General features: G+C 57.8%; 17 protein-coding genes. 13 read left to right on the forward strand and 4 right to left on the reverse strand.

The annotated features are described in order from the left end of the window. Positions 1-286: 286 nt before the first annotated feature. From ACR0CR_RS19180 to ACR0CR_RS19230, 11 genes are all read left to right on the forward strand, one after another. Entirely contained in the window at positions 287-2,455 is a 2,169-nt protein-coding gene (locus tag ACR0CR_RS19180; RefSeq protein WP_480602295.1) for a DUF3141 domain-containing protein, read from the forward strand. Between the two features lie 173 nt (positions 2,456-2,628). Further along, positions 2,629-3,990, forward strand: coding sequence for a V-type ATP synthase subunit B (locus ACR0CR_RS19185; protein WP_480602297.1), 1,362 nt, complete (start codon positions 2,629-2,631; stop codon positions 3,988-3,990). Then, positions 3,968-4,576, forward strand: coding sequence for a V-type ATP synthase subunit D (locus tag ACR0CR_RS19190; RefSeq protein WP_480602299.1), 609 nt, complete (start codon positions 3,968-3,970; stop codon positions 4,574-4,576). Before ACR0CR_RS19185 ends, ACR0CR_RS19190 begins: the two co-directional genes overlap by 23 nt. Next, complete coding sequence (locus tag ACR0CR_RS19195) at positions 4,573-6,369, forward strand: V-type ATP synthase subunit I (RefSeq protein WP_480602302.1); 1,797 nt, start codon at positions 4,573-4,575, stop codon at positions 6,367-6,369. Before ACR0CR_RS19190 ends, ACR0CR_RS19195 begins: the two co-directional genes overlap by 4 nt. Further along, the gene (locus ACR0CR_RS19200) at positions 6,366-6,809 is read left to right on the forward strand and encodes an ATP synthase subunit C (protein ID WP_480602303.1); all 444 of its coding nucleotides are present in this window, start codon (positions 6,366-6,368) and stop codon (positions 6,807-6,809) included. Before ACR0CR_RS19195 ends, ACR0CR_RS19200 begins: the two co-directional genes overlap by 4 nt. Then, a complete protein-coding gene (locus ACR0CR_RS19205; RefSeq protein WP_480602306.1) occupies positions 6,809-7,486 on the forward strand; it encodes a hypothetical protein in 678 nt (225 codons plus the stop codon). The genes ACR0CR_RS19200 and ACR0CR_RS19205 overlap by 1 nt, the downstream gene beginning before the upstream one ends. 1 nt (position 7,487) lies before the next feature. Continuing rightward, positions 7,488-8,180, forward strand: coding sequence for a hypothetical protein (locus tag ACR0CR_RS19210; protein WP_480602309.1), 693 nt, complete (start codon positions 7,488-7,490; stop codon positions 8,178-8,180). Next, positions 8,177-10,018 carry a V-type ATP synthase subunit A gene (locus tag ACR0CR_RS19215; RefSeq protein ID WP_480602311.1) on the forward strand — a complete coding sequence of 614 codons (1,842 nt, stop codon included), beginning with the start codon at positions 8,177-8,179 and terminating at the stop codon, positions 10,016-10,018. The genes ACR0CR_RS19210 and ACR0CR_RS19215 overlap by 4 nt, the downstream gene beginning before the upstream one ends. Before the next feature lie 116 nt (positions 10,019-10,134). Further along, positions 10,135-13,662, forward strand: a complete 3,528-nt coding sequence (locus tag ACR0CR_RS19220) for an adenylate/guanylate cyclase domain-containing protein (protein WP_480602313.1) — start codon at positions 10,135-10,137, stop codon at positions 13,660-13,662. Between the two features lie 29 nt (positions 13,663-13,691). Further along, a complete protein-coding gene (locus tag ACR0CR_RS19225) occupies positions 13,692-13,949 on the forward strand; it encodes a DUF4242 domain-containing protein (protein WP_480602314.1) in 258 nt (85 codons plus the stop codon). Between the two features lie 115 nt (positions 13,950-14,064). Beyond that, complete coding sequence (locus ACR0CR_RS19230; protein ID WP_480602316.1) at positions 14,065-15,480, forward strand: FAD-binding oxidoreductase; 1,416 nt, start codon at positions 14,065-14,067, stop codon at positions 15,478-15,480. A gap of 39 nt (positions 15,481-15,519) precedes the next feature. On the opposite strand, the gene ACR0CR_RS19235 is transcribed toward ACR0CR_RS19230, so the two are convergent. From ACR0CR_RS19235 to ACR0CR_RS19245, 3 genes are read right to left on the reverse strand one after another with little or no spacing between them, the layout of a single operon-like run. After that, the gene (locus ACR0CR_RS19235; protein WP_480602318.1) at positions 15,520-16,431 is read right to left on the reverse strand and encodes a PhzF family phenazine biosynthesis protein; all 912 of its coding nucleotides are present in this window, start codon (positions 16,429-16,431) and stop codon (positions 15,520-15,522) included. Positions 16,432-16,488: 57 nt separating this feature from the next. Then, the gene (locus ACR0CR_RS19240) at positions 16,489-17,460 is read right to left on the reverse strand and encodes an alpha/beta fold hydrolase (RefSeq protein ID WP_480602320.1); all 972 of its coding nucleotides are present in this window, start codon (positions 17,458-17,460) and stop codon (positions 16,489-16,491) included. 15 nt (positions 17,461-17,475) lie between these two features. Continuing rightward, the gene (locus ACR0CR_RS19245; protein ID WP_480602322.1) at positions 17,476-18,090 is read right to left on the reverse strand and encodes a pyridoxamine 5'-phosphate oxidase family protein; all 615 of its coding nucleotides are present in this window, start codon (positions 18,088-18,090) and stop codon (positions 17,476-17,478) included. A 116-nt stretch (positions 18,091-18,206) separates the two neighbouring features. Between ACR0CR_RS19245 and ACR0CR_RS19250 the strand changes: the two genes are divergently transcribed. Next, positions 18,207-19,106 (forward strand): LysR family transcriptional regulator, encoded by a 900-nt coding sequence (locus tag ACR0CR_RS19250; protein WP_480602323.1) that lies wholly within the window; start codon positions 18,207-18,209, stop codon positions 19,104-19,106. A gap of 85 nt (positions 19,107-19,191) precedes the next feature. On the opposite strand, the gene ACR0CR_RS19255 is transcribed toward ACR0CR_RS19250, so the two are convergent. Next, complete coding sequence (locus ACR0CR_RS19255) at positions 19,192-19,806, reverse strand: TetR/AcrR family transcriptional regulator (protein ID WP_480602325.1); 615 nt, start codon at positions 19,804-19,806, stop codon at positions 19,192-19,194. A 117-nt stretch (positions 19,807-19,923) separates the two neighbouring features. On the opposite strand from ACR0CR_RS19255, the gene ACR0CR_RS19260 reads away from it, so the two are divergent. Beyond that, positions 19,924-20,388, forward strand: a complete 465-nt coding sequence (locus tag ACR0CR_RS19260; protein ID WP_480602328.1) for a (2Fe-2S)-binding protein — start codon at positions 19,924-19,926, stop codon at positions 20,386-20,388.

The following is a 20,388-nucleotide window of genomic DNA, read 5'->3' on the forward strand; positions in this document are numbered from 1 at the left end:
AGCAAATGCATGTTTGTTGCCAATTGACACAGTCATTTTGATACAAGATGGCGGCTTTTGAGCGGCAACAACGCAAGGTGGCCGCATTGCCGAGTCTCTGGGTTGCAGCTCCGCAAACTGGCTGTTGCTCATTTTTGCGGCAGACACGCGCCGACCGACTGCCAAACTGTCGCGGACCAAAAATATCAGTGTGACACCTTGGCCACAACTGATAGGCAGCGCGCGACGTCGGTGACTCGATCCCGGAGAGAACACGACAAACGATCCGCAACCGCAGGAGGCGAGAATGTCTGTTTCAAATCCCTGGCTGGACTACATCACCGACGCGGGCCAAAGAACGGCCTTGTTTCTGGACACCCTGCGCGAACGGGGAAACCAGTATAACGAACATTTGGCCTCGAAAACGCCCAATGTGCTGGGTTTTGACTTTGAAGTACTGATCGACGGGCGAAAACTGCCCGAACCCGTGAACTATGCGCTGGTGCGGATCAAGCCGCCCAAAGGCGTCACTGTCAGCCCCGAGAAACGACCTTTCGTCGTCATCGATCCACGCGCGGGCCACGGCCCAGGCATCGGCGGTTTCAAGGCCGACAGCGAAATCGGAGTGGCCATGGCCTCAGGGCATCCCTGCTACTTCATCGGCTTTCTGCCCGAACCCGAACCTGGTCAGACCATCGAAAAGGTCATGCGCGCCGAAGTCGCCTTTATCGAACATGTCATCGCCGCACACCCCGAAGCGGACGGCAAACCGACCGTGATCGGCAATTGTCAGGCCGGTTGGGCCGTGATGATGCTGGCCGCCTACCGCCCCGATCTGTGCGGACCCATCATCCTGGCCGGAGCGCCGCTCAGCTATTGGGCCGGGGTGCATGGCAAGAACCCGATGCGGTACTCAGGAGGGCTGTATGGCGGCAGCTGGCTGACCGCTCTGACCGGCGACATGGGTGCCGGCACGTTTGACGGTGCCTGGCTGGTGTCGAATTTCGAAAACATGAACCCGGCGAATACGTACTGGTCCAAGCAGCACAATGTTTACGCAAAGGTTGATACCGAGCGTGATCGCTATCTGGAGTTCGAACGCTGGTGGGGCGGCCACGTCGTTCTGAACGCGGACGAGATGCAGTTCATTGTCGATAACCTGTTTGTCGGCAACAAGCTTGCGACCGGAGAAGTCGTTACCACCGACGGCGTGCGGCTGGATTTCCGGCGCGTTCAGTCTCCGATCATTTGTTTCTGTTCAAAGGGCGACAACATCACACCTCCGCAACAGGCGCTGGGGTGGATAACCGACCTCTATGAAAGCGAGGATGCGCTGCTGTCGCACGGGCAGACCATCGTCTATGCGATCCACGAATCTGTGGGGCATCTGGGCATTTTCGTTTCGGGCGGTGTGGCCAAGAAAGAGCATCGGGAATTTGCGTCCAATATCGACTTTATCGATTGTCTGCCGCCGGGCCTCTATGAGGCGGTGCTGACCCCCAAAACCGGAGACGAACCTGACGCCGATCTGGACCCGACCGACTACATAACCCGGTTCGAGGCCCGCACATTGGACGATATTCGCGCCTTGGGGCACAACGATTTGGACGATGAGTTGCGCTTTGCAACGGTCGCTCAATTGTCCGAGGTGAACACCGGATTGTACAAAACCTTTGTTCACCCGTGGTTGAGCCCGTGGATTACGCCCGACGCTGCAAAAGCCATGCGCGAACTGCACCCCTTGCGGCTGAGCTATACCATGATGTCGGACAAGAACCCGCTGATGAACAGCGTGCGCCTTTGGGCCGATCATGCCCGCGAAAACCGCCAACCCGTCGGTCCCGACAACCCGTTCTGGAAAGCACAGGAATTGATGTCAGCCAGCATCGAGTCGGCCCTCAAATCCTGGGGGGACATGCGCGATCAAGCGGTCGAAAACTGGTTTCTCGCCACTTACGGAAATCCGATGCTGCAGGCGATGCTGGGCCAAAAAGCACAAGACGGGCCGCCGCGCCCGCATCCCGGGTTGGACCCTGAACACCGGGCGTTTGTTCTCAGGCGTGTTCAGGAATTGACCGACGAGATGCGGCAGGGCGGCTTGAAAGAAGCCGTCATTCGCGCATTGCTGTATATTCAATTGCCCGAACGTGTGGCGGATGAACGGCGCTTTGAAATCGTCAACCGCCTGCGGGAGGACGACACGCAGAGCCTTCAGGACTTCAAACAAATGGTGCGCAGCCAGTTCCTGATGCTGACCATCGACGAGGATCGCGCGATCGCGGCTTTGCCGGACTTGTTGGAGGGCCACCGAAGTAGCCTACCGGAAGCAGCAGCAGCCATCCGCAAGATCGCAACCACAGGCGGGGAATTGTCCGAGGCCTCGCGTTCGCGATTGGAGCAAATCGAAAAGATGTTCGGCGTATCCCCTGAACCCAACCGCAAATCACCGGTCGGAACACGCCGCAAAGCGTCATAACAGCCAAGCAGATATCGATAGTGCGCCCGGCTCTTGGCATTTAGCAGGTGTTTGGAACGCCCACATCGGTTGTAAGCTTTGGAAATCGTTGTAAACTATGAGTCGACGATCCGCTATGGATCGCCGCTAATGACGACATCGCTTGATTTCATTTTTGATACCAAGGGGCGGTTATGTCTCAGACCCTACTAAAATACACCCGCGTTCTTGAGATCGTTGGGGACACGCTGAAAGTCAGAATACCGGCGTCGTCATCGGACGAGACTGCGGTACGGTTCAACGATCTTGCGGTGATCGAGACCGTCGACGGCGTCAAAACGCTGGCGCAGGTGATCTTCATCGACCGTGATGTTGTCACGCTGCAGGTCTTCTCAGGCACGAAGGGAATTTCCACCGAGGCCACAGCGACCTTTCTGGGTCACCCGATGCAGACGCCCTATTCGGCCAATATTCTGGGTCGCGTGTTCGATGGCGCGGGAACGCCGATCGATGGCGGCCCTGACCTGTCGTCCGAGACGCGGATCACCATCGGCGGCCCTTCGGTGAACCCGGTCGAACGTGCCGTTCCCAACAAGATGATCCGTACCGATGTGCCGATGATCGACGTGTTCAACACGCTGGTCGAAAGCCAAAAGATTCCGATCTTTTCGGTCTCGGGCGAACCGTTCAACGCATTCCTCAGCCGGATCGGCATTCAAGCGGATGCCGATATCGTGGTCTTTGGCGGACTGGGGCTGATCTTTGATGATTATCACACGTTCCGAACGTCGTTTGAGGATGCGGGTGTGTTCTCGCGCACGGTGATGTTCGTGAACCTCGCGATGGACCCTCTGGTCGAACGTCTGCTGGTCCCCGACATGGCGCTGGCAGTGGCCGAGAAATTCGCGGTCGAAGAAGGCAAGCGCGTTCTGGTCTTGCTGACCGACATGACGGCCTATGCCGATGCGATGAAAGAGGTCGGGATCAGTCAGGAACGCGTGCCGTCGCAACGCGGCTATATGGGCGATCTCTATTCCCAACTGGCCAAGCGTTATGAGAAAGCCTGTGACTATGCCAAGGGCGGCTCGGTCACCGTGCTGACGGTGACGACGATGCCCGGCAATGACGTGACCCATCCGGTCCCGGACAACACCGGTTACATCACCGAAGGTCAGTTCTATCTGCATTCCGGCGTGATCGATCCGTTCGGCAGCCTGTCGCGCCTTAAGCAGAACGTGATCGGCAAGACGACCCGCGAAGATCATGGTCAGATCATGAACACGATGGTGCGGTTCTATTCCGAAAGTCGCGATGCTGCGCAGAAACAGGCGATGGCGTTCGAGTTGTCGGATTATGATCATCAGCTTCTGAAATTCGGCGCTTTGTTCCGCGAACGGTTCATGGACATCAACGTCTCGATTCCTCTGGAAGAGGCGCTGGATTTGGGCTGGAAAACACTGGCCGAGTGTTTCGCGCCCGAACAGCTTTTGATGAAGCAGGCATTGGTCGACAAGTATTTCCCGAAGGACACCGATGGCGCGGTTGCAGCTGAATAAATCCTCGCTGGCGCGCGAGCAGACGCAGCTGAAAAGCTATGAGCGGTTTCTGCCGTCGCTGGACCTGAAACGCCAACAATTGATGGCGGAACGTGCGAAGGCGCGCGAGGAAGTTAGCCGCCTGCAGGAAGAGGTTTCCAAATTGGCTGCGCAGGTTGGGGAAAAGTTACCCATGCTGGCACAGCAGAGTGTCGCGCTGGACGGTCTGGTCTCGCTCAAGGAATACAAGGTGCGGGAGGTCAATGTCGTCGGCGTGACCATGCCCGAGCTGGACCGGATCGAGGTTATCGTCCGGCCGTATTCTCCGCTGGCCAAACCCCATTGGGTCGATAACGTCGCGCAGCTTCTGCATGACATGATCGAGGCGCGGTTGCGGGTAAAAATCGCCATGGACCGGGTCGAGATTTTCGATCAGGCCGTGGCCACGATTTCCCAGCGGGTGAACCTGTTTGAAAAGGTCCTGATCCCGCGCGCCAAATCCAACATCAAGAAAATCCGCATCTATCTGAGCGACGAACAGATGCAGGCGGTCGTGAGGTCCAAGATTTCCAAGCGCAAGCACGCGCAGGAAGGGGCGCAGGCATGAGCATCGCGAAGCTGCGCAAACTGACCTTGGTAGGACCCACTGCACACAAGACGGATGTGCTGCAAGAGTTGCAGGAGCTTGGATGCATGCATGTGCTGCCTCTGGCGGCGCCTCCCAGCGAGCCGGAAAAGGTCAGCGAACGCGGTGCGCGCGACGCCTACAAGGCGCTGCGGTTCCTGACCGATGTTGCCGAACCGCGTCGTCAGATCAGACGCGACCCGGATTTTGACATGGTCCAAACCGTCGCCGACGTTCTGGACCTGATGCAACGCAAGCGTGTTGCCAGCGACCGGCGGGATTTTCTGGCCCATCGCATCTCGGAAGTACGCCCCTGGGGAGATCTGGATTTCCCGCCCAAGGACGATCTGCAAGGCAACCGATTGTGGTTCTATCGCCTGCCGGTCAAACACCGAGATGCCTTGTCCGAGGTCACGTTGCCATGGGCTATTCTGGATCAGGACCACCGGTTCCTGCACGTGGTTCTGATCGCAGCGGAAGAACCTGACGACGGTATCCTGCCAATACCGCGAACGCATGTCGGGTCGCTGCCGATCCATGAACTTGAGGTGCAGCTGGAAGATATTGAGATCGAATTGGAAGCGTTAGAGGCCGAACGCGTCGCCTTCACCCGCAATCTGACCCTGATGCGCGCCAGCCTGTCCGAGGCCGAAACTGCCGCGGAACTGGCCCATGCCACGCAGAAAGTACATCAGGATGAGGACCTGTTCGCGATCCAGGGCTGGGTGCCGCAAGATCGGCAAGAAGCGGTTCTTGAGATGGCCAAGGCCGGGGGACTGGCCGTCCTGATCGAAGAACCAGGCCCCGAGGACAGCCCGCCGACGCTGCTGGAGCAACCCGAGGAACGCAGCGCGGGCGTCGATCTGGCGATGTTCTATCAGGTGCCCGGGTACAAGGATTGGGACCCGACCGCGCTGGTCTCGATCTCGTTCGCGATCTTCTTTGCCATGATTGTGGCGGATGCGGGCTACGGTCTGGTGCTGGCCCTGATCCTGTTGCTGTATTGGAAAACGCTGGGCACGACTGCGGCAAAACGGTCATGGCGCGCGTATGGTCTGATCATCTCGGGTGCGACCGTTCTGTACGGGGTGCTGGTGGGCAGCTATTTTGGTGTAAGCCCTGCGCAAGGATCGATCTGGGCGCGACTCAAGATCTTGGATTTGAATGATTTCAGCACGATGATGATGATCTCGATCGTCGTTGGCGTTCTGCATCTGGTCATCGCCAATGGGCTGGCCGCGCGGGCCGCCTGGGGGCGACGCAAAGCCATTGCCAATCTGGGTTGGATCGGGGTGCTGATCGGAGGGTTCATCCTGTGGCTCACATACATGGCGGGCAATTCCCCGGTTCCCGGCGCTACGCTGATGATCGCGGGGTTCGTCGCCGTGGTGCTTTATTCCAGTGAACGCCCGATTCACAAACCCAGCGACCGCGTGTGGCGGTTCCTGGAAGGGGCGCAGAGCCTGGGCGGTGCGATGGGCGCGTTTGGCGACGTCCTTAGCTACATGCGTTTGTTCGCACTTGGGTTGGCGTCGGCTTCGCTGGCAGTCACATTCAACGATCTGGCGGGGACTGTGATGCAAAGCCTCAAGGGGCCAGGCATTCTGTTTGGCCTGCTGATCCTGATCGCCGGTCACGTTCTGAACTTTGGCCTCGCACTGATGAGCGGCGTGGTCCACGGTTTGCGTCTCAATTACATCGAATTCTTCAAATGGGGTTTGCCGGACGAGGGCACCGCCTTCCGCCCGTTCGCCCGCAAGGAGGTACAGGAATGAATGAACTTGTTCTCGCTCTGGGTTGGCTGGGCATTTACGCGCCAATGGCGTTGGGGGCCGCGGCAAGCGCCATTGGTTGCTCCATCGCTGGTCAGGCCAGTATAGGCGCGATGACCGAAACCGAAGGTGGTTATGGCCGGTTTATCGGCGTCGCCGCCTTCCCGTCGACCATGGTGATCTATGGCATCGTGATCATGTTCACCCTGAACCGCGCGGTGACCCCGGAAAACGCAGGCGGGCTGTTTGGCATCGGTATCCTGTCGGGCATTGCACTGATGTATTGCGGTATCTGGCAGGGGCGCGCCTGTGCGGCGGCTATCAACGCAACCAAGGAAAAGCCCGAGATCTTCGGCCTGGCACTGGCCCCGGCGGCGATTATCGAAGGCTTTGGCGTCTTTGCCTTCGTCTTTGCGCTGGTCATTAGCGCGGGGATCAGCTGATGGCACAGGATGGCATGATCTCTCACGGCGTTGACGCCCTAATCGACAAACTGCGCAGTGACGGCGTTGCGGCGGGCAAGGCGGACGCGCAGAAACTGCGTGAGGACGCCAAGGCCGAAGCCGAGCGCATTCTGGCGGACGCCAAACGCGAGGCGGATGGCTATATGGCCAAAGCCAAGAAAGAGACCGACAACTACCGCTCGGCCGGCGAAGAGGCGCTGAACACGGCCATGCGCGATGCGGTACTGACGATGAAGGCCGGTCTGACGGATCAGTTTCGCGAAGATGTGGAGCGACTGGTCACTAAGGAGATGGCCGATCCCGACATCCTGAAACAGATGATCCTGCAGGTCGTAGGGCGCACCGCGAAAGAGGCCGAGTTGGACGGCAAGATCGAAGTCATCCTGCCCGCCCGCGCCGCCACGCAGGAAGATATCAAACAGAATGCCGATGACATCCAGTCGGGCAAGCTGACCAAATACGTCCTGGGCCTGACCGCCGAGATGCTGCGCGACAATGTCGAACTGCACGCCTCGGACGACGCAAGCGAAGGCATTCGTGTGCGGGCCGAAGATCAGGGCGTTGTGCTTGACCTGACGGACAAGGCCGTTGCCGCGCTTTTGATGGAACACCTGCAGCCTCGGTTCCGCGCCGTTCTGGAAGGTGTCATCCGCTAAGATGTCCGACCCCGACGCCTATATCGCGCTGATCTGCAGTCTGCCGGGTTCGGAACGGTTGTTTGTCGCCAAGCAGCCGCCCCTGTCGCGGCTACGCTTGGACGCGAAACTCAAGGTATTGGCGCCGGAGGACGCGCACGTCCTGCAGGTCATGGAACATGCGCTCAGCTGGAGCGCTTATGACATGGACATCACCGATGCCAGCGCCGTAGCGCGCTGCAAGGCGGCGCTGGAGGAAATCCCGCAACGCGCGCTGCGCGAAATCTTCCTTGAGCGCATGGACATGCGTACCGCCGTTGCCGCGCTGCGCCTGCGCAAACAGGGCAAAGGCGCACCGACGAGATCCTTCGGGATGGGTCGGTGGAGCCGCCACATCCCGGCCAACTGGAACGATCCAACGTTCCGGCTGGAAAGCGCCATGCCATGGCTTAAAGAAGCACAGCAACTGATCAACGCCGAAGACCCGCTGGGCTTGGAGCGTCTATTGCTGACACAAAGCCAAAAACAGCTCAAACGCCACGCCGCGCGGCACGATTTCGATTTCGAGGCCGTCGCAATCTATGTGCTGATCTGGAACATCTTCGACCGCTGGTCGCAAAGCCGCCCGGAAGACGCCGCCAAAAGGTTCGAGGCTTTGGCCGTTCAGGCCATGGCCAAAATTGACGACACCGATCTTGAGGGAGAAGCCGCATGACCGCCCCCACATCCTCCAGTGAAACCGCCACGGCGCGGGTCGTCTCGGTTCAGGAAGGGCTGGTACAGATCCAGTCGATCCATGATGCCTCGGGTGCGCCGGGGCAATTGGTCAAGAACGAGGTGGTGTATATCCTGCCGACGCGCCCGGGTCCGGGCGGACGTCAGGAACGGCTTAAGGCCGAAGTGCTGCGGGTGCGCGGAGACACGGCCGATGTGCAGGTTTATGAAAGCACCGAAGGCGTCGCGGTCAATGACCCGGTCGAACAGACCGGTCAATTGCTGTCGGTTGAACTGGGTCCAGGCCTGCTGGGTCAGGTATTCGATGGGCTGCAGTCGCCCTTGCCCAAGGTTGCGGCGGACTTTGGCACGTTCCTGCCGCGCGGGGCGGACGTCGCGCCACTGGACCAGCAAACCAAGTGGTCTTTTTCGCCAACGGTCAAGGTTGGCGACGCTGTGCAGGCTGGCGACAGTATCGGCACCGTCCCCGAGGGGCGCTTTGCGCACAAGATCATGATCCCGTTCAACTGGACCGGCCAATTCAAGGTCGTCTGGGTTCAGGAAGGGGCCGCCCGCATTCACGATGTGGTCGCACGGCTCGAGGATGAAACGGGCGGGGAACACACGTTGACCCTGTCGCAACGCTGGCCCGTCCGTCGCCCGGTGCCCGAAAGCATCCTGAAACGCGCCTTGTCAGAACGTCTCTATCCGACCGAACCGGTTTTGACTTCGCAACGCCTGATCGACACGTTTTTTCCCATCGCGCGCGGTGGCACGGCCTGTATCCCCGGCCCTTTCGGCGCGGGAAAAACCGTGCTGCAGAACCTGATCGCGCGAAACGCGAAGGTTGATATCGTGATCGTGGTTGCCTGTGGTGAGCGCGCGGGCGAAGTGGTTGAGACGATCTCGGAATTTCCAAAGATGACAGACCCAGCCACGGGTGGCAGCCTGATGGACCGCACGATCATTATCTGCAACACGTCCTCTATGCCCGTTGCGGCGCGCGAAGCGTCGATCTTCACCGGTATCACGCTAGGCGAATATTACCGCCAGATGGGCAATGACGTGCTGCTCATCGCCGACAGCACCAGCCGTTGGGCGCAGGCAATGCGCGAAACCTCGGGCAAGCTGGAGGAAATCCCCGGCGAGGAAGGGTTCCCTGCTTATCTTGAAAGCTCGATCAAAGGGCTTTACGAACGCGCGGGCGCGATGAAGACCAATGACGGCGATCTGGGCAGCCTGACGCTGATCGGCACGGTGTCCCCTGCGGGTGGGAACTTTGATGAGCCTGTCACGCAATCGACCCTGTCCACGGTGAAATGCTTCCTCGGCCTGTCATCCGAGCGTGCTTACAAACGGTTTTACCCGGCGGTGGATCCGATGCTCAGCTGGTCGCGCTATCTGGATCAATTGTCCGATTGGTACGATGAAAACGCGGGCCAGGGTTGGACGAAACAGGTCAAAGAACTGCTGACCCTGATCGAAAAAGGCGAACAGGTCGATCAGATGATGCAGGTGACCGGCGAAGAAGGTGTGACGATCGAAGACTTCGTGACGCAGCAAAAGGCGCTGTTCGTCGACATGGTCTATCTTCAGCAGGACGCGTTCGACTCGGTCGACGCAACCGTTCCACTGGAACGTCAGCAGAAGACGTTCAAACTTGTGTATGACGTGACCCAATCGACCGCAGAATTCGCAGACAAGGCCGAGATTCGGCAAGTGTTCACCCAGCTGACGGGGCTCATGAAGAACTTCCATTACGCTGCCGAAAACACGCCGGAGTTCAAGTCGGTTTGGGACCAGATCGAAACCCTGTGCAAGGAAAAGCTGGGGGTCTGAGGTGTGTATCACCTAGAAGATTGCTAAAATGTCCGAGACTTGGAACCTTTCGCCCAAGAAGCCCCCGCCGGATCAGAGCCTTGATCGACGGCAGATAACTCCGCATGATCTGAGCCATGAGCTTTGATGTCGATACATGGCTTAATGATTTGGGGTTGGAACAATACACCGACGCCTTCGTTGAGAATGACGTTGACGATCGAGTTTTGCCCCTGCTGACCAATGACGACCTCAAGGAGTTGGGAGTTACGCTTGGCCACCGAAAGATCATTCTCGCCGCCATCGAAAGCTTTGAGGCACCTTCCCCGGCCCCAAAGGAAACGCCCGCAACCTCATCACAGACAGTTGCCGCTGCCGAGCGTCGCCATCTGACGGTTTTCTTCGTCGATCTTGTCGGTTCGACCGAATTGACCAACCGTTATGACCCCGAAGATATGCGCGTACTGTTGCAACGCTACCAAGATGCCGTCGCAGGTGCGGTCACGCGGTATGGCGGATACGTTTCCAAATACCTGGGCGATGGTCTTCTGGTTTTCTTTGGTTGGCCAAGCGCCTTTGAGGATCATGCCGTGCGCGCGGTCAAGGCGGGCCTGGACGCTATTGAACGGGTCAAAGAACTCAAGACCCCGGACGGCGCCTCACTGGCGGCACGGATCGGTATCGCAAGCGGCGATGTGGTGGTTGGGGATACGGTTGGTGAAAACACTTATGAAGAAGGGGCCATGACCGGCCCGATCCTGAACCTCGCTGCGCGGATACAGGAACAGGCCGAACCAAACTCGATCATCACACCTGCCGAAGGGACCGAGGCCGCATTACATCAGATGTTCGAATTCGCTTCGCTGGGAGAAGTTTCGCTTAAAGGGTTTGAAAACCCGCGCAAGCTGCTTCGCGTCGTGGCCGAGCGCGACGCGGAAAGCCGGTTCCGTGCGTCTTACCGCGGTGATGGCAACGACATGCTGATCGGGCGCAGCTTTGAAAAGGGTATTCTGCACCAAGGATGGCAGCGCGCCCGGGGCGGTCGGGGTGAGGTCATACTTCTGGCGGGCGAACCAGGGATCGGGAAATCTCGACTGACCGAGGAATTCCTGGCCGATGAGGCCGTCGTCGACACTGCCGATGTGATCCGTTTGAACTGCTCGCCCTACCTGACCAGCAGCCCCTTTCACCCGGTCACAGAACGCATTTCCCAGGACGCGGGCGTTGGACCGGATTTCAAGGATGACCAGGTCCTGGAGCGCGTCCGCGCGCTGCTGGAAACGCGCCCCGGCCTGGATCACGAACAGGTATTGCCCGTTTTTGCGGCGCTCGTGGCCCCGCGCAGCGACCTGGCTCGACAGATATTGGAGATGTCTCCGCAGGACCAACGCGACATCACGATTCAGACGCTGATCAACACTGTCAAAATTCGCGCAAAGGTGCGTCCGGTCATTCTTTGTGTAGAGGACGCACACTGGATCGACCCGTCGACAAACGCGCTGTTGGATCGTTTCAAGGCAATCTGCGCTGATCTACCTTTGATGATCCTGATCACGCATCGCCCCGGCTGGGCGTTTGGCCATGACGACGGCGATGCCCATGTGCAAACCCTTCAATTGCGCCGGTTCGATGCAGACCATGTGTCCAATCTGGTGCGAAGCATCTCTGGAACGGCTCCAGACCAAGACCTTTTGAATCTCATTATCGAAAAAACAGATGGGGTTCCGCTTTTCGTCGAGGAATTGACACGTGCGATCCTGCAAGCAGGAACACAGGCTGACGTCACTGTGCCGTCGTCACTAAAGGGGGCGCTGATGGCCAGGCTGGACGCTGTGTCCCCCGAGGCGAAACAGGTGGCATTGACCGGTTCCGTCATTGGCCGCGACTTTGATCCCGATCTTCTGCGCGAGGCGTCTGGTGCAAATGCGGGACAGATACAAGCGGGGCTTGAAGAGCTTTGCAAATCCGGCCTCATCTTCGAAAGCGGGCATACCAAAGGCCACTATGTATTTCGCCACGCTCTGATCCGCGACACGGCCTATCAATCGATGCTGGGGTCTACGCGGCGGGCACAACATGCCGATGTCGCGCAAGCGCTGGCTCGATTGCGGTCAGCGGAAATTGAAAGGCGTCCAGAACTGGTCGCCCGCCATCTGACCGAAGCAGAAGACTGGGGCGCCGCGTTCGAACGCTGGCGCGCTGCCGCCGAAATGGCCCTTGGCCGTTCAGCCAGCCAAGAGGCGATGTCAAACGCCAAGGAAACCTTGAATGCAGCGCAAATGCTGCGGACGAACAACGATGTGGAGTTGATCACCTCAAGGATTTTGGAGGGCCGCAGCTATGACAGCCTGGGTCGTCTGCCCGATGGGATTGCGGCCCTAAAGGAAGCATTGGACGCATCTCATGCGATCGGAAATGCCGAGCTTGCCGCTGATGCCGCGTCTCAGTTCGCAGATTCTTGCATGATGTCCAGCGAACGCCATGACGAGGCAATCGACGCCTGCCTGAGCGCCTTGGACGGTCTGTCGGAGCAGGATGAAGGTCGTCGGTGCCGATTGATGAGCCAACTCGCGCGCGCCTATATGTTCATTGGCCAGTTTGCCGAGGGCGCGCGGTTTGGCCAGTCATCGATGGAACTGGCTGCGAAGCTGGGCGATCACAAATCGCAGTTCTCGGTCATGATGATGCGGTTTGGTGCCCCCTTTGTGGCCCGACGAGAAAACGAAGCCCGAAACTGGCGTGCAAACCTTGAGGCAATGCACCAGGTGGCCGAGAAACTCGGCAACATCGATCAGGGTCGAGACCGAACTCTCAGCCTTTTTGTCGGTGCTGAAATGGCGGATCGGCGGGTGATGGACCAATCGCTCAGACTGCTGACTGAGATATCGCAGAAAGACAATCACTTGCAGCTCTATTGGGTCCAAATCCACGCGCGCGCTATGGTGGCCATTCTGGACGGAGATTTTGCAAAGGCTGAAGAATACGCCAACGAGGCTGTGCAGATCGGACGGAAAACCCATGGTGAACATGTTGAAGGCGTGTTTGGCGTCCAGATGTTCACGATCCGACGTGAACAAAACCGATTGCACGAAGTTGCGCCAGTCATCAAACGGCTCATGACGGAAAGCCCCGGCGACATCTCGTGGAAACCGGGGTTCGGGCTGATCGCGGCCGAACTTGGCTACACCGATGCCGCAGAGAAAATTTTGAATGAACTTGCCGAGAACGGGTTCTTGCTGCCCCCGGACGCGATGTATTCCACGACACTGTCCTATCTGGCCGAGATTTGTATCGCCGTCGAAAGCAAAACACATGCCGAGACGCTACTCGGCCTGCTCGCGCCATACGAGGATTTCACGATTACCGCCGGCGCAACAACGGTGTGTACAGGTGCGGCTGCGCGTCGACTTGGTGGCCTCGCCGCGCTGCTGGGCGACTGGGACAGATCCGATGAAATGTTCGAAAAGGCCATTGCGATCGACACCGCGATGAAAGCCCCTCCGTGGACTGCTCATAGCAAGGCAGCTTTTGCTTGGGCTTTGCGCAGGCGGGGTCGCAAAGCGGATCTTGAGATGGCTTGCCGCCTGGATGCCGAGGCGTTGGCAACTGCACAGAAACTGAGTATGGTTTCCCTTGCGTCAAAACTGGAAGGCACTGCAAGCTAAGCCCTGATCAGACGCCAAGGGGGAACACTATGCCAAGGTACATTATTGAAAGACATTTCGCCGAGCAGTTGGATATCGGTGATGACGACAAGATTAAGATCAAAGAAATTAACGACGAAGAAGGCGTTGAATGGATATTTTCGTTCCTCAGCGCGGATAAGCGGAAGACCTATTGCCTCTACGAGGCACCTGACGAAGACAGTCTTCGCAAAGCGGCAAAACGCCTGAACATTCCTGCCGACGTCATAACGCCGGTGGACCGGATTGACCCAGGGATATTTGCCTGACGATCACACCGCACGCATTCGCTTTGTCACCGGGAACAGGTGAGTTGAGGTGAGTGCTTTAGTCTGAGGCAGCCCAGCAAGAAACCTATCCTATCACTTGGAAAGGTCTGGTTTCATGTTTGATTTGATTACGCTCGATGGCGGCACCGCGCAGGTCGAGAATACAGCGTTGGAGGCTTTGGACGCGTCCCTCAGGGGATCTGTTTGCCTGCCTGGCACCACGGATTATGACGCGGCGCGAACCACCTGGAACAGCATCGTTGACCGTCGCCCGGGTTTCGTGATCCGCGCGGTTGGGGCCAGCGACGTGCAAAAGGCGGTCAATTTCGTCCGCGAAGCTGGCCTGGTCATGTCGGTCCGGTCTGGTGGTCATCAGATTGCGGGACACGCCGTGGCCGACGACGCCGTCATGTTGGATTTGTCGCAGATGCGCTCAGTTCATGTTGACCCGGTGACGAAAACCGCTCGGGTCGCGCCGGGTGCTGTGCTGGGTGATGTCGACAGGGAAACGCAGGCGCATGGTCTGGTGGTCCCGACCGGCATCAACTCAACGACCGGCATCGCGGGGCTGACACTGGGCGGCGGGTTTGGGTGGACGACCCGCAAGTTCGGTATGACCATCGACAACCTGATTTCAGCCGAGGTTGTGACCGCCGACGGGTCCATCGTAACAGCGTCGGCGTCCAACCACCCCGAGTTGTTCTGGGCCATACGCGGTGGTGGCGGCAACTTTGGTGTGGTCACGTCTTTTGAGTTTCAGCTGCACGATCTTGGCCCCGAAGTTATGTCCGGGCTCATCGTGCATCCCATCGAAGACGCCGCTGAATTATTGCCTGAATATGCGAAGATCGCAGATACATCGCCTGACGAATTGACGGTCTGGTCCGTGATGCGAAAAGCCCCGCCCTTGCCATTTCTTCCAGAAGAATGGCACGGCCGAGAAGTCCTGATCTTTGCTGCCTGTTATGCCGGCCCGATGGACGACGGCGAAAAGGCGCTGGCCGAGCTTCGCGGGCTTGGTTCTCCGATTGTCGATGTGATCTCGCCCCATGCGTTCGTAGGCTGGCAGGCCGCTTTTGATCCTTTGCTCACGCCAGGGGCGCGGAATTACTGGAAAAGCCATGACTTTAGCGCTCTGTCGACGGGGGCGATTACTGGTCTTCTGGACGGTATCAGCACCTTGCCTGATCCGGCATGCGAAGTGTTCATTGCACATGTCGGCGGAGCGATGGCGCGGATCGATGCCGGGGCAACCGCCTATCCCGAGCGCTCAGCGCATTTCATCATGAATGTGCACACGCGCTGGGACGATCCTAATAAAGACGACGAGTGCATTGCCTGGGCTCGGGCGCTGTATGATCGGATGACTCCGCACGCGACCGGCAGTGCCTATGTGAATTTCATGCCCGAAGACGAAAGCGACCACATGAAGGGCGCGTATGGCAGCAATGGCCAGAGGCTGTCTCAGATCAAAGGCCAGTACGATCCGGACAATCTGTTTCGCTTGAACCACAATATTCTGCCTGCCTAATCGCAAAGGGCCGCCAGCATCGTTTGGCGGCCCCGGTCTTCAGAATTCCACTTCGAGCGTGCGCATCGCCTTGCCGTGACCTCCGGCCATGAGAGAGGCAATTTCACCGTCGCGAACGTCCAGGTCCACCTGAATCAGGCTAGGGGAGGCCGGGTTCATGAATGTACCCTGTTCAATCAGGAAACGGTGTTTGGGATCATTGCCTATGTCATGCAGGACACAGGCCAATGGACCAGCTGCCATTCCGGTGGCGGATTCTTCTGTGATCCCATATCTCGGCGCAAACATGCGCGTGGTGGCATCTCGCACCGACGTTCCGGTATCCGTGGTGAACACGTAATAGCCGATCAGGTCCAGACGTTCGCTAATATCGGAAATCTGGTCAAAGTCTGGCGCAATCGCCGCCAGTGTTTTCGGGTCCGAAACACCAATGACGATGAAGCTGTTACCCGTGTTGACCAGAACCGGCGGATAGCGGGGGTCGATGTCCTGATCGTTCAGACCCAACGAGGCCAAAACATCCGCCAATACAACGCCGTCATTGGACCAGTCGTCGGAGTATCGATATTTGGGGGCCAGTTGCTCCATAAACGCGGCGCCGTCTTTCATGAGAATGCGGCGCGGGCCGTCTACCGTTTCCTTGGAGGTATCAGGTGTCGGAATTTTCCCCAACGCATCCATGTAGGAAAACGCGGCAATCGTCGCGTGTCCGCAATGGGCGATACGCCGGTTAGGCGTGAAGAAATCCAGCTTGAACCCTTCGGTGATCGATTTGGAGACAAAGGCCGTTTCGGACAGGCCGACATTGGCGGCAATTCTCTGCATCTGGACTTCGGTCAGGCCGTCAGCATCAAGTACGACACCTGCCGGGTTTCCTCCGCTATCTCCATCAACAAATCCATGCACGATCTGCACCGTCGCGGTACGTTTGGTTGTTCTCAGTGCTGTCATTTCCAGATCTCCCAGTTCAAGGGATCGCGCCCCTGATGGGACGCGAACCGATTGCGGTCAGTGAGTCCTGCCATGAACATGGCTCAGGAACGTAGTCATGCTTTCGGCGATCTGAGGACCGTATTCTTCAAGGGCGAAGTGACCCGTGTCCAACAAGTGAAACTCCAGATTTTCCAGATCGCGCTTGTAAGGATGGGCACCGTCCGCCGGAAAGATGTGATCGTTCTTTCCCCACATCAAAAGCGCAGGAGGTTGGTGTTCGCGGAACAGGGCCTGCCACTTTGGATATTCGGCCACGTTTGTTCCGTAGTCCAGAAACAGCTCTAGCTGCACGTCCTGATTGCCTTCGCGATCCAACAGGTATTGAACATGCCAGTAGTTGTCCGGGCTGATCGCTTCGGGGTTTTGGGTGCCATGCGTGAATTGCCACTTCGTGGCATCCAGCGTCAGGAAGCCCCGCAAAGGATCACCCGTTTCCTTGCCCGGGTTGGCCCAATAGGCCTTGATCGGATCCCAGAACTCTCGCAGACCTTCCTCATAGGCGTTGCCGTTCTGGATGATGAATGCCGTGACCCGTTCGGGATCCTCGGCGAACATCCGATATCCAACGGGCGCGCCGTAATCCATCAGGTAGACGGCATAAGTATCGATCCCTTTGCGATCCAGAAGCTCGGTCATCATGTCGGCGATGTTCGCAAATGAATAGTCAAACGCGTCGGCCAACGGCATATCGGAAGCGCCAAACCCGGGATAGTCGGGGGCGATGACGTGGAAGTTATCCGCCAAGTCAGGAATGAGATTTCTGAACATGTGAGACGACGTCGGAAAACCGTGCAGCAACAGCACAGTGGGCTGGTCGGGGCTGCCCGCCTCGCGGTACGCGATGCGCACCCCTTCAATAGTTTCGGCGCGATAGCGGATTTCTGCGTCAGTTTTTTCAATCGTATCCGCTGTTGCGGTCACGACAGGAACAACCACGGACAGAGCAAACGCTCCGGCCTGTAGAATGGATTTCAGCTTGAGTGTCATGGGGTTCTCCTTTCCTCAAGATGTTGTCTTCAATTCGGATTTCAAAAGTTCGTTTTCTGCCCGCAACGCGGCGAGTTCGTTTCGCAGGGGTTCAAGCTCTGCCAGCGTGAAGCGCTGTGGTATGTGTTGTGGACAGTTCCAATCCAACGCCTCGACCGAAACTAGAACCGCGCGTTCGGGAAACCCGCGATACGCAGGATCATGCAATGCGGCCAGAAGTTCGGGATCGTCTCCGGCATCCACCAAGCGGACCCGGCCCCAAACCTTGAGGCGCCGCCGGTTCGGATAATCCATCAGAATGAGTGAAATCCGATCGTTGGCCGTCAGATTGCCGGTGCTCAGGTATTGCCGGTTTCCCCGAAAGTCGGCGTAGGCGATCGTCTTTTCGTCCAAAACCTTTAGAAACCCCACCGGCCCGCCGCGAAACTGCACATAGGGCCACCCGGTTTCCGACACGGTTGCTTGGTAGAAACCGTCGCGTGCTGCGATGAATTCAGCTTCGCCGGGCCCGATCACATCAGTGCTCGGGTCATCCAGAAGAAGCTTTTCGTAATGATGTGCCGACCCGTACTTGGCCTGCGCCGCACGGACGGAAGATGTAAAGCTGATTTCCGCAAATGATCGTGACATCTGATTTTCCACCTCTTCTGCAAGGGCTGCGAACATGAGTTGGAAGATAGACAGTTCTGGAAATTTGATTAATACTGCAAAAATGGAAATTATTATTACGATTATTGGAATAATAAATGGACAAGTTTCACGCGATCCTCGTATTCTCAAAGGTTGCTGAACTCGGTGGCTTTGCAGCCGCTGGTCGCAGTTTAAACATGTCGCCACCGGCGGTGACTCGAAGCATTTCGATGCTCGAAGATCATCTGGGTGTGCGTCTGTTCGTCCGGACAACACGGTCCGTCAAGCTGACCGACAGCGGTCGCAGGTTTCTGGATGACGCGAGGCGCATACTTTCCGAACTCGAGCAAGCCGAACGCGCGGTGGTTGGATCCTACGGGGAACCCAGGGGTTTGCTCAGCGTCACGGCATCCGTTCTGTTTGGAAGGATTTTCATCACGCCAATTCTGGCTGAATTCCTGGGACAATACCCTCGGATCGAGGCGCGCACGCTTTATGTCGACCGTATTGTGAACCTGATAGACGAAGGCATGGATGTAGGCGTCCGGATCGGACACTTGTCTGATTCAAGCCTGATGGCGATACGTTGTGGCTCGGTCAGGCAAATCCTTGTTGCGGCACCCGAATATCTTGAACGCGCCGGCACCCCCAAATGCCTGGACGATTTGGATCAGCACACGCTGATCAACGCTTCTGCATTAACCGAGACAAGGAACTGGAAGTTTCAGGTTCAGAACAAACCCTACTCAAAACGCATTCATGCGCGCGTCGACATGAATACAAATGACGCGGTGGTCGAACTTGTGCTGCGGGGTCAGGGCATCGCTCGGATTCTGTCCTATCAAGCGTCGGCCTATTTGTCGGACGGACGGCTGATTGCAGTTCTACCGGAATACGAGCCCGAACCTGTACCCATTCATCTGGTGCACCACGAGGGAAGGTTGGTATCTGCGAAAACCCGTGCGTTCGTCGATTTCGCGACCGAGGAGATGCGGGCTGATCCGCACCTTTCCTAACGTTATTCAATCAAGGCCTGTGCTGCCTTCGCGCTCATCTTTGGGTTGCCAGATCAATCGGGAAACCGTTCCCGGGTGGTGGCAGTCACTTTCCGTATCGGCTCATCATCATATCCACGCTGCCAGCCACGATCTTCTCCATTTCCTCGCCCGTGACGACCGGTGCGCCGTAGACAACCGGCCAGAACGCCTTGCCCTTGATCAGGGATATGAACTCTTCCGCTGCGACCTGTGGATCGCTGACGGATAGCTGACCGTCGGCGGTCGCTGCGCGCAGCATTTCTTCGAATGCCGCTTTGTAATCCGTCTTTTCCTGGTTCTCTTCGACCAACTCGGGGCTACGCAGTACTTCGCTCATGACCAGACGGGTCATGGCCATAACGTCTGGCGAGGTGAACAGCCGCCCTTCGGCCCGTCCCAAATCCAACAGTTGATCGCGAATGTTGCGACCCGTTTCATAAGTGACGTCCAACGTCTCGGTGAATTTGCTCCAATGGCGACGGATCAATTCCTGAAACAGTTTTTCCTTACTTTCGAAGTGCTTATAAACCGTGCGCTTGGACGCGCCAGCCCGGGCGGAAATCCGATCCATGCTGGCCGCGCGAAATCCGTTCTCTTGAAACTCGGCCACGGCAGCCTGAAAAATCTCTTCGTGTTTTTCCGCCATTGACGTTGCCGTATCCTGCACTAAGTCCCCCATCACTACTCATTTGAACGCCAGGTGTAAACTCATGGGTTTACACGCGCAGATTCTCCCCCTACTGTAAACCCTACAGTTTACACCCCAAAGAATCCCCTCTCATCCAGGAGATCTCAGATGAGTCTATCTCTAAAACTGAACGGCGTCGATCACACCGTCGACGCGGAACCCGGCACGCCCCTGTTGTGGGTGATCCGGGACGAGCTGAAGCTGACCGGAACAAAATTCGGGTGCGGCGTCGCGTCCTGCGGGGCCTGCACGGTCCATATCGATGGTGAACCGGCGCGGTCCTGCCAGACCTATATCGAAGACGTCGAGGGCGCAGAAATCACCACGATCGAAGCGGTCGGCGCGTCAAAGGAAGGCGCCGCCGTTCAGCAAGCCTGGGAAGAACTTGACGTGGTTCAGTGCGGCTATTGCCAGTCAGGGCAAATCATGTCCGCCGCTGGTCTTTTGGCAGAGAATCCGAAGCCGTCAGTTGAAGACATCCACGACTATATGCAGGGCAACGCCTGCCGGTGTGCCACTTACCAACGCATCCGCGCCGGCATTCAGCGCGCATCCGAGATTCTGGAGGCCTGA

This window comes from Ruegeria sp. AM2 (genome assembly GCF_056540685.1).

Coding starts and splice junctions, on each gene's coding strand:
- ACR0CR_RS19200 (WP_480602303.1), top strand. CDS start 6,366: ATGAATGAACTTGTTCTCGCTCTGGGTTGGCTGGGCATTTACGCGCCA.
- ACR0CR_RS19185 (WP_480602297.1), top strand. CDS start 2,629: ATGTCTCAGACCCTACTAAAATACACCCGCGTTCTTGAGATCGTTGGG.
- ACR0CR_RS19195 (WP_480602302.1), top strand. CDS start 4,573: ATGAGCATCGCGAAGCTGCGCAAACTGACCTTGGTAGGACCCACTGCA.
- ACR0CR_RS19210 (WP_480602309.1), top strand. CDS start 7,488: ATGTCCGACCCCGACGCCTATATCGCGCTGATCTGCAGTCTGCCGGGT.
- ACR0CR_RS19180 (WP_480602295.1), top strand. CDS start 287: ATGTCTGTTTCAAATCCCTGGCTGGACTACATCACCGACGCGGGCCAA.
- ACR0CR_RS19225 (WP_480602314.1), top strand. CDS start 13,692: ATGCCAAGGTACATTATTGAAAGACATTTCGCCGAGCAGTTGGATATC.
- ACR0CR_RS19260 (WP_480602328.1), top strand. CDS start 19,924: ATGAGTCTATCTCTAAAACTGAACGGCGTCGATCACACCGTCGACGCG.
- ACR0CR_RS19220 (WP_480602313.1), top strand. CDS start 10,135: ATGAGCTTTGATGTCGATACATGGCTTAATGATTTGGGGTTGGAACAA.
- ACR0CR_RS19190 (WP_480602299.1), top strand. CDS start 3,968: ATGGCGCGGTTGCAGCTGAATAAATCCTCGCTGGCGCGCGAGCAGACG.
- ACR0CR_RS19255 (WP_480602325.1), bottom strand. CDS start 19,806: ATGGGGGACTTAGTGCAGGATACGGCAACGTCAATGGCGGAAAAACAC.
- ACR0CR_RS19205 (WP_480602306.1), top strand. CDS start 6,809: ATGGCACAGGATGGCATGATCTCTCACGGCGTTGACGCCCTAATCGAC.
- ACR0CR_RS19250 (WP_480602323.1), top strand. CDS start 18,207: ATGGACAAGTTTCACGCGATCCTCGTATTCTCAAAGGTTGCTGAACTC.
- ACR0CR_RS19235 (WP_480602318.1), bottom strand. CDS start 16,431: ATGACAGCACTGAGAACAACCAAACGTACCGCGACGGTGCAGATCGTG.
- ACR0CR_RS19230 (WP_480602316.1), top strand. CDS start 14,065: ATGTTTGATTTGATTACGCTCGATGGCGGCACCGCGCAGGTCGAGAAT.
- ACR0CR_RS19215 (WP_480602311.1), top strand. CDS start 8,177: ATGACCGCCCCCACATCCTCCAGTGAAACCGCCACGGCGCGGGTCGTC.
- ACR0CR_RS19240 (WP_480602320.1), bottom strand. CDS start 17,460: ATGACACTCAAGCTGAAATCCATTCTACAGGCCGGAGCGTTTGCTCTG.
- ACR0CR_RS19245 (WP_480602322.1), bottom strand. CDS start 18,090: ATGTCACGATCATTTGCGGAAATCAGCTTTACATCTTCCGTCCGTGCG.